Raw genomic sequence first — 15,669 nt, forward strand, 5'->3', positions numbered from 1 at the left:
CAGCAGGCGCTACCCCGGATTGGCCCGCTGCCCGGATCGAAGCCGGTGCCCCCTCGCCATATCTTTGCTCACGACAGAATCTTTCAGTCTTAAGGGGACAGTCGTGACGAGGTCAGGCGCGTACGCGCTTCAGCTGGACGAGGTGCGGAAAGTGTACGGGTCCGGCGACGGGGCAGTCGTCGCGCTGGACGGCGTCTCCATCGGAATCCCGAAGGGGACCTTCACCGCGGTCATGGGGCCGTCCGGGTCCGGCAAGAGCACGTTCCTGCACTGCGCGGCCGGGCTCGACCAGCCGACGGCGGGGCGGGTCGTGCTCGGCGGGACCGAGATCGGCGGGCTCAAGGAAGCCGCGCTGACCCAGCTGCGGCGCGACCGGATCGGCTTCGTCTTCCAGGCCTACAACCTGCTGCCCGCGCTCACCGTGCAGGAGAACATCACCCTGCCGCTGCGGCTCGCCGGGCGGAAGGCCGACCCGGCGTGGCTCGCGGAGATCGTGCAGCGCGTCGGGATCGGCGACCGGCTCACGCACCGTCCGTCGGAGCTGTCCGGCGGGCAGCAGCAGCGGGTTGCGATCGCGCGGGCGCTCGTCACCCGTCCCGAGGTGGTGCTCGCCGACGAGCCGACCGGCGCGCTCGACACCCGCACCGGACGCCAGGTCCTCGACCTTCTGCGCGCGATCGTCGAGCAGATGGGCCAGACGGTCCTCATGGTCACGCACGATCCGGTGGCCGCCTCGGCCGCGCACGGCGTCATCTTCCTCGCCGACGGCAAGCTCGCCGGCACCCTCATGCGGCCCACCCCCGACCAGGTGGCGGAGCGCATGACCCACCTCGGGGAGTGGTGACGATGCTGTCGCTGGCCTGGCAGACCATCAGGACGCGGCTCGGTGGGTTCATCGGCGCGTTCATCGCCATCCTCTTCGGCACCGCGCTCGTCGCGGGCTGCGGGATCCTCATGGACTCCGGCCTCCGCGCCGGGGTTCCGACCCAGCGTTACGCGGACGCGGCCGTCGTGGTCGGCGGCGTCCAGACGATCAAGCCGCCCAGCGGTGACGCGCTCACCTTCGAGAAGCTCTCCGAGCAGGCGACCCTCCCCGCCGACCTCGTGGGCAAGCTCGCCGGGCTGCCCGGCGTGCGCGCCGCGGTCGGCGAGCAGAACTTCCCCGCTTACGTCGTCGGCCGCGACGGCCAGCTGCTCGCCGACGTGCCGTCGCTCGGCCACAACTGGGACGCCGCCGCGCTCGCGCCGTTCACCCTCCGCTCGGGCAAGGCGCCCGCCGGGCCGGACGAGGTCGTGCTCGACGCCGGTCTCGCCAAGCGCGCCGGGGTCGACGTCGGCAGGCAGATCCAGGTCGAAACGCACGGCAAGCCCATCGGGTTCACGGTTTCCGGCATCGCCGCGCCGAGCGATGGGGACAGCCTTTCGCGGCAGTCGGCGCTGTTCTTCAGTGCGGAAAAGGCCGCGGAACTGTCCGGCCGTCCGGGCCAGGTGCACGCGATCGGCGTACTCGCCGCGCCCGGAGTTTCGGCGGACACGCTGGCCGAGCAGGTCCGTACAGCGGTCGGCCAGCAGCAGGCCGAGGTGACCACCGGCGTCGAGCGCAGCACCGTCGAATTCGCCGACGTCAGCCAGACCCGCACGATCCTGCTCGCGGTCGCCGGTTCCTTCGGCGGTTACGTCCTGCTCGTCGCGGTCTTCGTGGTCGCCAGCACGCTCACCCTCCTGATCAACCAGCGCCGCCGGGAATTCGCGCTGCTGCGGGCAATTGCGGCCACGCCGAAGCAGGTCCGCCGGCTGATCGGCCTGGAAACCACGATCGTCGCCGGGGCAGCCGGGGTGCTCGGTGCACTGCTCGGCATTCCGGTCGCGCTCGGCCTGCGCAGTGCGTTCGCCGGAATCGGCGTGGTGCCTTCGGACTTCTCGCTCGTCATCGGCCCGATCCCGCTGGCCGCCGCGCTGGTGCTCGGGCTCGCCACGGCGTGGCTGGCCGCGTGGTCGGCTTCGCGGCGCCCGGCGTCGATCAACCCGGTCGAGGCGCTGAGCGAAGCCGCGGTGGAGAAGCCGAAGCTGGGCATGAGCCGTCTGGTCACCGGCTGGTCGCTGGTGCTGATCGGGCTCGGCGCGGCGCTGGTTCCGTTGGGGTTGCGCGGAGAAATCGCGACCGCGGCGGCCACGTCGGCGACGCTCGTGGTGGTCATCGGTCTCGCCGTGGTCGGCCCGCAGGTGGTCACGTTCATGACGAAGCTGGTCGCGCCGGTGCTGTCGCGGGTTTCACGGTCGAGCGGGTACCTCGCCGCGGCCAACAGCCGGGCCAACTCCCGCCGGCTCGCCGCCGCGGTGACCCCGCTGATGCTGGCCGTTGCGTTCGCGATTTCCTTCTACTACAGCCAAACCTCCAGCACCGCGGCGGCGAACGACCAGGCCGCGGGCGCGACGACCGCCGACTACGTCCTCAAGAGTTCCACCGGCGGCCTCTCGCCGGAGGTGGCCGAAGCGGTCCGGCACACGCCCGGCGTGGCGTCGGCGACCTCGGTGGTCACCACGTCGGTGCTCACCTTCCAGACCGTTCTCGAAGACCAGGAAGTGACGAAGTCGGGCGCCCAGGGCGTCAACGGCGACCAGCTGCAGGGGAATCTCGACCTCGGCGTGGACACCGGCCGGATCGCCGACCTGACCGGGAACACCGTGGCACTGAGCCGGGCACAAGCCGACTCGATGGGCAAGAAGGTCGGCGACGAGATCGACCTGATCCTCGGTGACGGTAGCCCGGCGAAGCTGCGCGTGGTCGCCACGTACACGCGTGACATGGCGTTCGGCAGCTTCGTCCTGCCCGCCGATCTGGCCCGCCAGCACACCACCAGCCAGCTCGACGGTTCGGTACTGGTCAAGCTCGCCCCCGGCGCCGACGCGAACGCCGTTGCCACTGCGTTGCAAGGGATTTCGGCACAGTACCCGGGTACCGCGGTGAGCCAGACCAAGGCTTCCGCGCCGGAGCGCACCGAACAGCAGGCGCAGTTCTACCTGAACCTGATCGCGATCGGCGTGATCCTCGGGTACGTCGCGATCTCGGTGGCCAACACGCTGGTGATGAGCACCGTGCAGCGCAACCGGGAGTTCGCGTTGCTGCAGCTGATCGGCAGCACGCGCCGCCAGGTGGTGCGGATGATGCGGCTGGAAGCACTCGCGACGGTGGGCGTCGCGGTGGTGGTCGGCACGCTGATCCCGCTGATTCCGTTGGCAGTGCTGAACATCGGGCTCACCGGGTTGCCGCTGCCGTCCGGTCCGATTGCGGTGTACTTCGGCATCATCGGCGGTGCGATCCTGCTCGGGATGCTCGCGATGGGCCTCGCTACCCGCACCGCACTGCGGGCCCGGCCGATCGATTCCATCGGCCTGCGCGAGTGAAAGCCGGTGCCGGGGCGGCGGTCGATCCCCTTCCGCCGCCCCGGCATCACCCCCGGACCACTCAGAACGTCCCGACCGGCTGCCGGATCGCGGCGTTCAGCCGGTTCCAGACGTTGATTCCCGCGATGGACAGCAGCAGCGACGACAGTTCCTTCTCGTCGTAGATGTCCGCGGCGGCGTCCCAGACGTCGTCCGGGACCGGGTCCGGACGGTCGGCCAGCCGGGTCACGCTCTCGGTCAGCGCGAGGGCCGCCCGCTCGGCGTCGGTGAAGTACGGCGATTCGCGCCAGGCCCCGACCGCCCAGATCCGCTCGTCTTTCTCCCCGGCTTCCTTCATCTCCCGCGCGTGCATGTCGACGCACACGCTGCAGCCGTTGATCTGGCTCGCCCGCAGGTGGATCAGGTGGTGCGTGGTCGCCGGTACGGTGCTGTCCTTCGTCGCCGTGCTCAGCGCGTACAGCGCCTTCATCGCGTCCGGGTGTACCTGAACCGGGTGGCTCATCCGTGCCTGCATGATCGATCTCCCTCTGTCACGTCCGCCGGTTTCGGCGGGTCCTGGTGGTAGGACCCGGCGGAAGGAGAAGATGTGACAGTGCAGGACGAAAACTTTTGGGCAGCGCAGTTCGAAGAGCATCGCCCCAGGTTGCGGGCGGTGGCGTACCGGATGCTCGGCTCGTTCGCCGAAGCCGACGACGCCGTGCAGGAGACCTGGCTGCGGGTCACGCGCTCGTCCGGGGACGACGTCCGCAACATCGGCAGCTGGCTCACCACAGTCGTGTCCCGGCAGTGCCTCAACATGCTCCGCTCCCGCGCGACCCGCCGCGAGGACCCCCTCGACGTGCGGGTGCCCGACCCGGTGGTCGAGTCCGGTGACGGCGTCGACCCGGCCGAGCAGGAGGTCCTCGCGGATTCGGTGGGGCTCGCGTTGCTGGTCGTGCTCGAAGCGCTCGACCCGGCCGAGCGGCTCGCCTTCGTCCTGCACGACATGTTCGCCGTGCCGTTCGACGAAATCGCGTCAATGCTCGACCGGACCAGCGCGTCGGTACGGCAGCTGGCCAGCCGCGCGCGGCGGCGGGTGCAGGGCGCGACCCCGGCCGGACCGCCGAACCGCAGCCAGCAACGGCGGATCGCAGACGCCTGGCTCACCGCCGCGCGTGGCGGGAATTTCGACGGTCTCGTCGCACTCCTGCACCCGGACGCCCTGCTGCGCGTGGACACCGGCGGCCCCGATTCGAAGGTCGTGCGCGGTGCCGCGGAAGTCGCGGGCAATGCGTCGCGGTTCCGTCCGGTCGGCCTGGTTTCGCACTACGCCGTGGTCAACGGCGGCCCCGGGATCGTCGCCACGCGCGACGGGAAACCGGTGTCGGTGCTGGCGTTCACGGTGTCGGACGGGCTGATCGTGGAGATCGACATCCTCGCCGACGTCGAACGCCTGGCCACGCTGGACATCAGCGTGAACTGAGCCGATCCAGCGCGGCGGCGGGCAGTTCGATCTTGGCCACGGCCAGGTTCTCCGCAAGGTGTTCGAGCGACGTCGTGCCCTGGATCAGCAAGGTGCCCTCGTAGTTCGCCAGCTGCCAGGCGAGCCCGACCTGCGCCGGGGTACCGCCGAGGTCCTGCGCGATTTCCTGGACGACCGGGTCCTCGGTCACCTGCGGGAAGCCGGGGTACCTCGCGCCCAGCGCGAAGAACGGGACCCACGCGAGGTCGTGCTCACGGCACAGGTCCAGCACCGGCTCGGCGGTGCGGTCGAGCAGGTTGTAGTTGTTCTGCACGCAGGTGATTCCGGCGGGAAGGGCGTGGCGCAGCTGGTCCGCGGACACGTTGCTCAACCCGATGGCGCCGATCTTTCCCTGCTCCCGCAAGGAGATCAGCTCGGCGAGCTGGTCGTCGAGGTCGACGATCTGGTCGCCCTCGGCGATGATGCCAGGCGGCGCGTCGATGCGGCGGAGGTTCACCACGTCGACCCGTTCGACGCCGAGCGTGGCCAGGTTCTCCTCGACCTGGGCCCGCAGCTCGGCCGGCTGCTGCGCGGCGACGAGCGCGCCGTCCCGGCGGTTCGCGCCGACCTTGGTGACCAGCACGAGGTCGTCCGGATACGGGTGAAGGGCTTCGCGGATGACATCGTTGGCCGCTCCGTAGAAATGCGCGGTATCGAGGTGGTTCACGCCGCCGTCGAGCGCGGCGTGCAGGACCGGGTACAGGGTTTCTCGAGGTACGTCAGTGCGTTCGAGCTGCAGGGCGCCGAAACCGATGCGGGCGACGTCGCGTCCGGCCAGTCGCGCGGTGGATCCGAGTGCGGTCATGAGTGAATGACTCCAGCTGTGGCAGAGTGACAGTGGATTCGGAGGCGCCTCCGGATTCACCGTACCAGAACCGGAGGACCCTCCGCATCATGTCGAACCCATCGAGGCGCCCGCGTGCCGACGCCGAACGCAACCGCAGGCGGCTACTGGAAGCCGGTCGCGCGGCGTTCGCAGCCGGGCCGGTGACGATGGAGCAGGTCGCACGGGACGCGGGGGTCGGCATCGGCACGCTGTACCGGCACTTCCCTACCCGCGAGGCGCTGGTGGAAGCGCTGTATCGCGAGGAACTGGAGCAGATGTGCGCGAGCGCGGGCGTGCTGCTCGCGAAGAACGAACCCATCCGCGCGCTGCGGCTGTGGATGGACCGCTTCGCCGATTACGTGACAGCGAAACAGGAAATGGCCGACGCGCTGCGTGCGGTCTTCGCCAACGAAACGGTCACCGTGTCGCTGGCACGCGAGGAATTGAGCGTTGCCGTACAGACCGTGTTGGACGCGGGCGTCGCAAACGGCACCCTCCGCGACGACGTCCGCGCCGACGACATCGTGGCAAGCGTCGTCGGCATGTTCGCCGCGACGTCACTGGCCGGAGGTCAGGACCAACTCGCCCGAATGCTGGACCTGCTGATCGACGCCGTCCGCAAGCACTGAAGGTCCGTGAAGGCCACCTTCACGGAATCAGATTCCCTCATGGTTCCCTTCACGGACTTAGCCCGCGGCAGACGAGATGCTCCGGGCCTCACGAGCGCCGGTTTCGAAGGCCTCACAACAAAACAGCAGCCACTCGCGGACACCGTCCGGGGTCCCGCCCGCAAACCCGGCGGCCGCCTCCACATACCGAGGCACCCGGCGGAAGAACGCGACCTCCGGCACGGTCAACGCCTTCGGGTCCAGCCCCGTCGCGATCATCGACAGCCGCGCCGCCGCCCGAGCGACCACGCCGTCCGCGGAACCGAAGGGCGACAACGCAAGCAGCTCGCCGTGTACCACCGCGGTGAGCACCGGACCCGGCACCGAAGTCGCACCCGTGACGAGCTGCGCCAGCAACTCCAACCGCTCCCCACCCCGCTGCGGCCGCCCGAGCTGATCCGGATCCGACACCACATCCGACGCGGCCAGCAAATGCACCCGAGCCAACGCCTGCAACGGCGCCCGCCGCCAGGTCGGTAGCAACGACTCCAGCTTCTCCGCGACCCGCAGTGCCCCAGCGAGCACCGGATCCGTCACCGAACCATCAGCAGGCAACTCGGGATTCGCCCCATCGATCCCGGCCGACGCCCGCGCCGCCCGTACCGACGCTTCGGCCGCCGTTTCCGCGCCACCGCGCAGGTTCGCGGGCAACCGGTGCACGGCGAACACCGCATCCTGCGCCGCCTTGGCCGCGGCGGCGACCCCGGCAAGCTCGAGCAGGGGCTTCAGCGGGTCGCTCATGCGTCCAGCACCTGCCCGGCGCGCTGCACGACCGGCGGCAGCACCGACCACGGGAAGTTGATCCACCGGTCGGTCCGCCGCCACACGTACTCGCACTTCACCGTAGACGTGGGCTTCTCGTAGACGACCGCGCAGCGCACGTCGGCGACATGGTCGGCGCAGAAGTCGCGGACGAGCTTGAGCGTTGCCCCGGTGTCCGCGACATCGTCGGTCACGAGCACCTTCTTGTGTGTGAGATCCACCACGTTGGGCACCGGCGGGAGCATCACCGGAAGGTCGAGCCGCTGGTCCACCCCGGTGTAGAACTCGACGTTCATCACGTGCAGGTTCTTCACGTCCAGCGCGTACCCGAGCGCGCCCGCGACGAACAGCCCGCCGCGCGCGATGGAGAGGATCAGGTCGGGGGCGAACCCGTCCGAGGCCACCTCCTGCGCCAGCTCCCGGCTGGCCGAACCGAACAGTTCCCAGGTGAGCTCTTCCCGCTCCGCCATGCGCGCCCCTACTTTCCCGATCGTGCCGCGAGCATAAGCGGCGCCCCAGTGGCCTGGTGAAATGATCAGGAAATGGCTCTCTGGAACAGCCACTTACCGTCGTAGCGTGGGTCCGTGACCTGGAACGAACACCCCGTCCTGTCCGGCCGCCATGTCCGGCTCGAACCTCTGACCCCGGACCACGTCGCGGGCCTCTTCGAAGCAGGCGCGGACCCGGCCATCTGGGCCTGGCTGAGCGTCCGCCAGCCCGCCGACCTGGGCGAAGCCGAGTCGATGGTCAAGCAAGCCGTCGCCGATCCGGACCGCCGCGCGTGGGCCCAGATCGACCTGGCGTCCGGCCGCGTCGCCGGCACCACGTCCTACTACCAGGTGGTCCCGAAGCACCGGATCCTGTCGATCGGGCACACCTGGATCGGCGCGGACTTCCAGCGCACCGCGCTCAACACCGAGGCCAAGTTCCTTCTGTTGCGCAACGCCTTCGAGACGTGGGGCGCCCAGCGCGTCGCCTGGGAGACCGACTCGCGCAACCTGCGTTCCCAGCGCGCCATCGAGCGCCTCGGCGCGCTGCGGGAAGGGCTTCTCCGGGCACATCGCATCCGCCCGGACGGCACGAGCCGCGACACAGTGCTCTACTCGATGACCGACGCCGAATGGCCGGGAGCACGGGCGCGGCTGCTGGCCCGCCTCGGCTGAGCGCCGCGGAGCGATGAACGCAACGTGGCTGCAACCTTGTCGAGGGCGGACTAACGTCGCTAGCGTTCCCTGAGCCGCGGGTTCGCACTACAGGAGGCCTTGCACCATGACCGAGCAGTCCCCAGCGCTGGACAACCTGCTCACCGAGAGCCGCACATTCCCCCCGAGCGCCGAGTTCGCCGGTCAGGCGAACGCGAAGGCCGAGTTGTATGCGACCGCGGACGCTGATCGCGAGCAGTTCTGGGCCGAACAGGCCGAGCGGCTGTCGTGGGACACCAAGTGGTCCCAGGTACTGGACTGGACCAATGCGCCGTTCGCGAAGTGGTTCGTGGGCGGCAAGCTGAACGTCGCGTACAACTGCGTCGACCGGCACGTCGAGTCCGGGCACGGCGACCAGGTCGCGATCCACTGGATCGGCGAGCCGGGCGACACCCGCGACATCACGTACGCCCAGCTCAAGGACGAGGTGTCGAAGGCGGCGAACGCGCTCACGGCACTCGGCGTAGTAGCCGGAGACATCGTGGCGATCCAGCTGCAGATGATCCCCGAGGCGATCTTCGCGATGCTCGCGTGCGCGCGGATCGGCGCGCTGCACAGCGTGGTGTTCGGCGGTTTCTCGCCCACCGCGCTGCGGGCCCGCGTGGACGACGCGGCGGCGAAGATCGTGATCACGTCGGACGGGCAGTACCGGCGGGGCAAGGCCGCGCCGATGAAGGCGAACGTCGACGAGGCACTGCAGGGCGCGGAATCCGTGCAGAAGGTCATCGTCGTCAAGCGCACCGGCAGCGACCTCGATGGCGAGACCCCGTGGACCGACGGCCGTGACCTGTGGTGGCACGAGCTCGTCGACGGCCAGTCCGCCGAGCACCAGCCCGAGGCGTTCGACTCCGAGCACCCGCTGTTCATCCTCTACACCTCGGGTACCACCGGGAAGCCGAAGGGCATCCTGCACACGTCGGGCGGATTCCTCACGCAGACCGCGTACACGCACAACGTCGTGTTCGACCACAAACCCGGCGAAGACGTCTACTGGTGCACCGCCGACATCGGCTGGATCACCGGGCACTCGTACATCGTGTACGGGCCGCTGGCGAACCGCGTCACGCAGGTCGTGTACGAGGGCACGCCGAACACCCCGCACGAGGGACGGCACTGGGAGATCATCCAGAAGTACCAGGTGTCGATCTACTACACGGCACCCACGCTGATCCGCACCTTCATGAAGTGGGGCGCGGACATTCCGGCCAGGTACGACCTGACGAGCCTGCGCGTGCTGGGGTCGGTCGGCGAGCCGATCAACCCGGAGGCGTGGATCTGGTACCGGGAGACCATCGGCGCGAACAAGACGCCGGTCGTCGACACGTGGTGGCAGACCGAAACCGGCGCGATCATGATCTCGCCGCTGCCCGGTGTCACGTCGGCGAAGCCCGGGTCGGCGCAGCGCGCGCTGCCGGGGATCTCGGCGAAGGTCGTCGACGACACCGGCACCGAGGTCGGCCACGGCGGCGGCGGATACCTGGTGCTGGACAAGCCGTGGCCGTCGATGCTGCGCGGGGTGTGGGGCGACGAGGAGCGCTTCCGCGAGACGTACTGGTCGCGCTTTGCCGACCAGGGTTACTACTTCGCCGGTGACGGCGCGAAGTACGACGACGACGGCGACATCTGGCTGCTCGGCCGGGTCGACGACGTGATGAACGTGTCCGGGCACCGGATCTCCACCACCGAGGTCGAGTCCGCGCTCGTGTCGCACCCGACCGTCGCCGAGGCGGCCGTGGTCGGCGCCACCGACCCGACGACCGGACAGGGCATCGTCGCGTTCGTGATCCTGCGCGGCGACGCCGTGGACGGTGGTGATCAGGCCGTGCAGGACCTGCGCAACCACGTCGCCAAGGAGATCGGGCCGATCGCCAAGCCGCGGCAGATCATGGTCGTGCCGGAGCTGCCGAAGACCCGCTCGGGCAAGATCATGCGCCGGCTGCTGCGGGACGTCGCGGAGAACCGCGCCATCGGCGACGTCACCACGCTCGCCGACTCGTCGGTCATGGCCCTCATCTCCACCGGGCTGCAGTCCGGCAAGGAGGAGTAGCCCCTGTTGCGACCCCAATGTGGCATTGGGTGCATCTGACGCACCCAATGTGGCATTCGGTGCATCCCACGCACCCAATGCCACATTGGGGCGCTTCCCGACGTGATCACCCCCCGGCGCGCAATCGTCGAACGCATGTTCTAAGATGCCCGCGTACCCACCCCAGATCCGGGCAAGGAGACGACACGAATGTCCGTGGAAGCCTTGACGCACGACGAGGACACCGCAGCCGAGACGGCAGCGGCGTCAGCGCCGCCGGCAGCCGGCACCGCCCCGGAGGTCACCGAGCCCGCCGCCGCGCCAGCGGAGCCGGACTCGGCTACGGCAAGCACTGAAGATTCAGCCGCACCGGCGCCGGTCGAATCGCCGAAGCCCAAGCGTGGCCGGGCGAAGGCCGCGCCGTCCACGGCGAAGAAGACCCGCACCGTGGAGCTCACGCTCACCGTCACCGGCACGGCCGACGGCGAGTGGCAGGCGGAGCTGAAGAACGGCAGCAAGTGGGTCGCGAAGGGCCTGGAGATCCCGGCCGCGGCGGTGTCGCGCGCGGCGAAGGAACTGCACGAGGACCTGTCCGGCCCGATCGACGAGGTCATCAACGCCGCCCGCGAGGCACAGGCCGCGAAGGTCGCGCAGCTCGAGGCCGAGCTGGAAGCCGCGAAGGCAGCGCTGGCCGAGCTCGACGTCTGAGCCACCCCCCTGATCGCCCGGGTTCCGCACGGAGCCCGGGCGATCGCGGTCAGCCCACCGGCGGCCGTTCCGGCAACGGTGCTTTGAACTCGGGTCCACCGGCTGTCCGTCACGGCCTCCACGTGATGCCGCACGCCACGCGGATGCACCACCACGTCACCCGGCCCGAGTTCGGCCCACGCGCCGTCCACCGTGCCGCGCAGCCGTCCTTCCAGCACGTGCACGATGCTGTCGTGGTCGTGACTGTGCTCAGCCGACGCCACGCTCGCCGCGCAACGGCTTTCCTTCCACCACCGACAACGTGCGCCACTCCTGCTCCATCACGACAGCTTATTTCCCCGGCCAGGTAAGGCACAATTCATTGAGGATTGCCTTTCTTAACCGCATTCCCGACAGCTCCGCAAATATCGCAGTTCCGCAATTTCCGTGATTCACTGGAACCGTGACCGAAACGATGGGTGACGCCGTGCACGCGCACGAGCCGCACGACGATCTCGGCGGGAAGCTCAACTGGCTGCGGGCCGGGGTTCTCGGGGCGAACGACGGGATTGTGTCCGTCGCGGGGATCGTCGTCGGGGTCGCGGGCGCCACCACCAGCAGTACCGCGATCCTCACCGCCGGAATTGCCGGACTCGTCGCCGGCGCGTTTTCCATGGCGGGCGGGGAATACGTGAGTGTGAGTACCCAGCGCGACACGGAACGCGCCCTGCTGCGGCTCGAGAAGCATGAACTGAAAACGATGCCGGAAGCCGAGGAACACGAACTCGCCCGGATCTACGAGGACAAGGGGCTCTCGCCGGAACTGGCGAAACAGGTCGCCCGCGAGCTCACCGAAAAAGATCCGCTGCAGGCACACGCGGAGGCCGAGCTGGGCATCGACCCGGACAATCTCACCAGCCCGTGGCAGGCGGCTTGGGCGTCGCTGCTGGCGTTTTCCGTCGGTGCTTTGCTGCCGTTGCTGGCCATTGCGTGGACGTCGGTCGGAGTCCGGGTGTGGGCGTGCGCGCTGGCGGTGGTCGTCGGACTCACGCTCACCGGGTTCGTCAGCGCCCGGCTCGGCAACGCGCAGGTGGGGCGCGCGATCGCGCGCAACGTGGGCATCGGCGCCCTCACCATGCTCGTCACGTACTTCGTCGGGGTGCTTTTCGGCACCACCGTCGGTTAGTGCACGCCCTTCATCAGCCGCCGGATGTAGGGGATCAACGCCAGCAGCAGCAACCCGACCACGATCGCCACGCCGCCGATGATGCTGAAATACGGCGTTTCGCTGTGCACGTCGTAGGACTTGGCGAGCTTGCCCGACATCGCCGTACCCAGTGACACGGAAAGGAAGTTCAGCGCCACCATCTGCGTCCGGAACGCGGCCGGCGCCAGCTTCGTCGACAACGACAACCCCACCGGCGACAACATCAGCTCGGCCATGGTGAACACGAACAGGATGCCCGCCAGCGCAATCAGCGGGCTGCCGTTCTGGCCGGTACCGGTCATCGGCAGGAAAAGCAGGAACGCCAGCCCCATCAGCACCGTGCCGAGCACGAACTTCATCGGTGTCGACGGCTGTTTCGGCCCGAGCTTCGTCCACACCGCCGCAATCACCGGGGCGAACACGATGATGAACACCGGGTTGATCGAGTTCACCCACGACACGGGCATCGTCCAGCCGAACAGATCCCGGTCGAGCCGCTCGTCGCTGTACACCGCGACCACCGTCGACTGCTGCTGGTACAGCGACCAGAACGCCGCGCTCGCGATGTACATCGGGATGAACGACAGCACCCGGCTGCGCTCGTCCGAGGTGATCTTCCGGCTGGTCAGGATCACCAGGAAGTACACCACCGAAATCGCGATGACGACGTAGACGACCACGTCGGCCAGGTTGTCCGGGGTGACGACGCCGGACATGATCAGCGCGACGATCGCGGCCACGATCACCAGCGCCACGCCGACCATGAGCGGCCGCTGCGAAGCAGGCAGCGGATTCGGCACCTCGGACGCCCGCGCGCCGAGGTTCTTCCGCCCGATCGTGTACTGGATCAGGCCGAGCGCCATCCCGATCGCGGCGAGCCCGAAGCCGAAGTGGAACCCGGCTTCCTTCTGCGCGAGCCCGGTCAGCAGCGGGCCGAGGAACCCGCCGAGGTTCACGCCCATGTAGAAGATCGTGAACCCGGCGTCGCGGCGCTCGTCGCCTTCGGCATACAGCGTGCCGACCACCGACGTCGCGTTGCCCTTGAGGCCACCGGACCCGAGCGCGACGCACGCCAGGCCGACCCCGACGCCGGTCAGACCCGGCAGCAGGGCCAGCGCGATGTGGCCGATCATCACCACGATGGCGCTGTAGAACAGCGTGCGTTCCGAACCGAGCAGCCGGTCGGCGACCCACGCGCCGACGACCGTCGCGAGGTACACCGTGCCGCCGTACGCGCCGACGATGCCGAGCGCGGCACTCTGGTCGATGCCGAGGCCGCCCTTGCCTGCCTCGTAGTAGAGGTAGATGGCGAGGATGCCCTGCATCCCGTAGTAGGAGAAGCGTTCCCACATCTCCACGCCGAAAAGGTTCGCCAATCCGCGCGGGTGCCCGAAAAATCTGGTGTCCTGCCGGACGTCGGTAGGGCTGCTCACAGCTGTCTCATCCTCATGCTAGACAACGTTGTCGTTCTCAGTTGGCATGCTAGAAGCCGAACAGGTGAACGAGGCACCGGCATCCGTATGTCTTCGGCGACAAACCACGGACAACGCGCGGCGCGGGCGTTAAAATGACGTACAGGTGAGCCGGGAAGCCTGGTCGGCGACTTGTATTGCCGACCCCTGGAGGAGCCGTACGTGTCGCCTGCCCGCGCCGTCGCCGAGTTCGCCCGTTACCTGCGCACCGAAACCACCGGTGGGCTGATCCTGCTTGCCGCCACCGCCGTCGCCCTGGTCTGGGCCAATTCGCCGCTGGCGCCCGCATACGAGGCCGTGCGCGATTTCCGGGTCGGTCCCGAATTCCTGCATCTCGATCTCACCGTCGGCGACTGGGCGAAGGACGGGCTGCTCGCGCTGTTCTTCTTCGTCGCCGGGCTGGAGCTGAAACGGGAACTCGTCGTCGGCGAGCTGTCGCGGTTCCGGCAAGCCGTGTTACCGGTGCTCGCCGCGCTCGGCGGGATGATCGTGCCCGCGGTGCTGGCGCTGGCGATCGGCTGGGGCACGCCGGGAATCGACCGCGCATGGGCGATCCCGGTGGCCACCGACATCGCGTTCGCCCTCGGGGTGCTCGCGCTGACCGCGTCGAACCTGCCGAGCAGCGCCCGGGTCTTCCTGCTTTCCCTTGCCGTGGTGGACGACCTCGGCGCGATCCTGGTCATCGCCATCATCTTCACCAGCAGTTTCAACCTGCTTGCGGCCGGGATCGCGGTGATCGCGCTGGGGCTGTACGCGTTCCTGCAGCACAAGCGGGTCCGCTCGCCCTGGCTGTACGTGCCGCTCGCGGTGATCACCTGGGTCGCGGTGCATTCGGCGGGAATCCACGCGACGATCGCCGGGGTCGCGCTCGGCCTGCTCACCCGCGTGCGTCCGGACGAGGGCGAGGAAGAAGCTCCCGCCGTCCGGCTCGAACACCGGCTGCAGCCGTGGTCGGCCGCGGTCGCGGTGCCGGTGTTCGCCTTGTTCGCCGCGGGGATTTCGGTGAGCGGCGACGCGCTCGCGACGGTGTTCACCACGGCGTTGCCGCTGGCTGTCCTCTTCGGACTGGTCGCGGGCAAGTTCATCGGCATCTTCGGGGCAAGCCTGCTGGCAGTGAAGCTGCGGGTGGCCGAAAAGCCGAGCGGGATGGGCTGGCGTGACGTCGCTGCGTTGTCGCTGCTCGGCGGTGTCGGCTTCACCGTGAGCCTGTTGATCGCCGACCTCGCGCTACCCGTCGAAGCGAGCGAAGTGGCGAAGGCGGCGGTGCTGATCGCGTCCGCAATCGCCTCGCTGGCGTCCGCCGTACTGCTGCTTCGGCGCAGCCGGATCCACGCGAAGGCGGCTTGATCACGACACTCCCGCCGGTCCGTCGCGCCCGGTGAACGGCCACGTGGCACGATGACCCGGTGAGCAGCCCCAAACACGAGCGCACCAGCCCCGACGGCGTGGGGGCCGTGCCGTACCTGCCCCTGTCCAGCGACGAGGAAGCCGCGGCGAGCGAGCAGTCCATCGGCAAGCTCGTCGGCGATGCCACCCAGCACCTGTCGACGCTGGTCCGCGCCGAGATCGAGCTGGCGAAAGCCGAGCTGGCGCAGGAGGCGAAGAAGGCGCTCAAGGGGACGGTCTTCTTCCTGATCGCCCTCACCGTCTTTCTGTACAGCACGTTCTTCCTGTTCCTGCTGGTCGCCGAGGGACTGTCGGACTGGTGGGGCATCCGCTGGCCCGCCTTCGCCGCCGTGTTCGGCCTGATGCTCCTCACCACCGCGGCCACCGCGTTCCTCGGCTGGCGCAAGGTGAAGAAGCTGCGCGCGCCGGAACGCACGATCGACAGCTTCAAGGAGACGGCCGCGGCGCTCAAACCGCGCAAGGACGCCGAGGGCTCCGGGGACGACCTGCCGTCGACGCGGGTCTGA

General features: G+C 69.0%; 15 protein-coding genes and 1 pseudogene. 10 read left to right on the forward strand and 6 right to left on the reverse strand.

The features are described 5' to 3' along the window. Positions 1 to 103: 103 nt before the first annotated feature. Both OO71_RS28170 and OO71_RS28175 read left to right on the forward strand, forming a co-directional pair. A complete protein-coding gene (locus OO71_RS28170; RefSeq protein ID WP_033292939.1) occupies positions 104 to 844 on the forward strand; it encodes an ABC transporter ATP-binding protein in 741 nt (246 codons plus the stop codon). A 2-nt stretch (positions 845 to 846) separates the two neighbouring features. Next, positions 847 to 3,405: an ABC transporter permease gene (locus OO71_RS28175; protein WP_033292940.1), complete on the forward strand. Its 2,559-nt coding sequence runs from the start codon at positions 847 to 849 to the stop codon at positions 3,403 to 3,405. A gap of 61 nt (positions 3,406 to 3,466) precedes the next feature. Here OO71_RS28175 and OO71_RS28180 read toward each other — a convergent pair whose 3' ends face one another. Further along, positions 3,467 to 3,907: a carboxymuconolactone decarboxylase family protein gene (locus OO71_RS28180; RefSeq protein WP_425388706.1), complete on the reverse strand. Its 441-nt coding sequence runs from the start codon at positions 3,905 to 3,907 to the stop codon at positions 3,467 to 3,469. 90 nt (positions 3,908 to 3,997) lie between these two features. Here OO71_RS28180 and OO71_RS28185 point away from each other — a divergent pair, with 90 nt between their 5' ends. Then, positions 3,998 to 4,867: a sigma-70 family RNA polymerase sigma factor gene (locus OO71_RS28185; RefSeq protein ID WP_033293065.1), complete on the forward strand. Its 870-nt coding sequence runs from the start codon at positions 3,998 to 4,000 to the stop codon at positions 4,865 to 4,867. On the opposite strand, the gene OO71_RS28190 is transcribed toward OO71_RS28185, so the two are convergent. After that, positions 4,854 to 5,711 carry an aldo/keto reductase gene (locus OO71_RS28190; RefSeq protein WP_033292942.1) on the reverse strand — a complete coding sequence of 286 codons (858 nt, stop codon included), beginning with the start codon at positions 5,709 to 5,711 and terminating at the stop codon, positions 4,854 to 4,856. The genes OO71_RS28185 and OO71_RS28190 overlap by 14 nt on opposite strands. 89 nt (positions 5,712 to 5,800) lie before the next feature. Between OO71_RS28190 and OO71_RS28195 the strand changes: the two genes are divergently transcribed. After that, positions 5,801 to 6,361 carry a TetR/AcrR family transcriptional regulator gene (locus OO71_RS28195; RefSeq protein WP_033292943.1) on the forward strand — a complete coding sequence of 187 codons (561 nt, stop codon included), beginning with the start codon at positions 5,801 to 5,803 and terminating at the stop codon, positions 6,359 to 6,361. A gap of 57 nt (positions 6,362 to 6,418) precedes the next feature. Here the strand turns inward: OO71_RS28195 and OO71_RS28200 are convergent, their stop codons facing one another. Then, positions 6,419 to 7,141: a Fic family protein gene (locus tag OO71_RS28200; RefSeq protein WP_033292944.1), complete on the reverse strand. Its 723-nt coding sequence runs from the start codon at positions 7,139 to 7,141 to the stop codon at positions 6,419 to 6,421. Beyond that, a complete protein-coding gene (locus tag OO71_RS28205; protein WP_033292945.1) occupies positions 7,138 to 7,632 on the reverse strand; it encodes a phosphoribosyltransferase in 495 nt (164 codons plus the stop codon). Before OO71_RS28205 ends, OO71_RS28200 begins: the two co-directional genes overlap by 4 nt. 114 nt (positions 7,633 to 7,746) lie before the next feature. Between OO71_RS28205 and OO71_RS28210 the strand changes: the two genes are divergently transcribed. The 3 genes from OO71_RS28210 to OO71_RS28220 all read left to right on the forward strand — a co-directional run bounded on the left by OO71_RS28210 (position 7,747) and on the right by OO71_RS28220 (position 11,098). Beyond that, positions 7,747 to 8,325 (forward strand): GNAT family N-acetyltransferase, encoded by a 579-nt coding sequence (locus tag OO71_RS28210; protein ID WP_033292946.1) that lies wholly within the window; start codon positions 7,747 to 7,749, stop codon positions 8,323 to 8,325. Positions 8,326 to 8,431: 106 nt separating this feature from the next. After that, positions 8,432 to 10,411, forward strand: coding sequence for an acetate--CoA ligase (gene acs / locus OO71_RS28215; RefSeq protein WP_033292947.1), 1,980 nt, complete (start codon positions 8,432 to 8,434; stop codon positions 10,409 to 10,411). A 189-nt stretch (positions 10,412 to 10,600) separates the two neighbouring features. Then, positions 10,601 to 11,098, forward strand: coding sequence for a DUF6319 family protein (locus OO71_RS28220; RefSeq protein ID WP_033292948.1), 498 nt, complete (start codon positions 10,601 to 10,603; stop codon positions 11,096 to 11,098). 98 nt (positions 11,099 to 11,196) lie between these two features. Here the strand turns inward: OO71_RS28220 and OO71_RS53390 are convergent. Next, positions 11,197 to 11,361 (reverse strand): annotated as a pseudogene (locus OO71_RS53390) (cupin domain-containing protein); the annotation flags it as partial. A gap of 179 nt (positions 11,362 to 11,540) precedes the next feature. Here OO71_RS53390 and OO71_RS28225 point away from each other — a divergent pair. Next, positions 11,541 to 12,263, forward strand: a complete 723-nt coding sequence (locus OO71_RS28225) for a VIT1/CCC1 transporter family protein (RefSeq protein ID WP_033292949.1) — start codon at positions 11,541 to 11,543, stop codon at positions 12,261 to 12,263. On the opposite strand, the gene OO71_RS28230 is transcribed toward OO71_RS28225, so the two are convergent. Then, the gene (locus OO71_RS28230; protein ID WP_033292950.1) at positions 12,260 to 13,717 is read right to left on the reverse strand and encodes a peptide MFS transporter; all 1,458 of its coding nucleotides are present in this window, start codon (positions 13,715 to 13,717) and stop codon (positions 12,260 to 12,262) included. The genes OO71_RS28225 and OO71_RS28230 overlap by 4 nt on opposite strands. Positions 13,718 to 13,918: 201 nt before the next feature. Between OO71_RS28230 and nhaA the strand changes: the two genes are divergently transcribed. Then, positions 13,919 to 15,103 (forward strand): Na+/H+ antiporter NhaA, encoded by a 1,185-nt coding sequence (nhaA, locus tag OO71_RS28235; RefSeq protein WP_033292951.1) that lies wholly within the window; start codon positions 13,919 to 13,921, stop codon positions 15,101 to 15,103. A 59-nt stretch (positions 15,104 to 15,162) separates the two neighbouring features. Then, positions 15,163 to 15,669, forward strand: a complete 507-nt coding sequence (locus tag OO71_RS28240; RefSeq protein WP_033292952.1) for a phage holin family protein — start codon at positions 15,163 to 15,165, stop codon at positions 15,667 to 15,669.

Origin of the sequence: Amycolatopsis jejuensis (assembly GCF_000717335.1) — a bacterium.
In the GTDB taxonomy this organism is placed as follows: Bacteria; Actinomycetota; Actinomycetes; order Mycobacteriales; family Pseudonocardiaceae; genus Amycolatopsis; species Amycolatopsis jejuensis.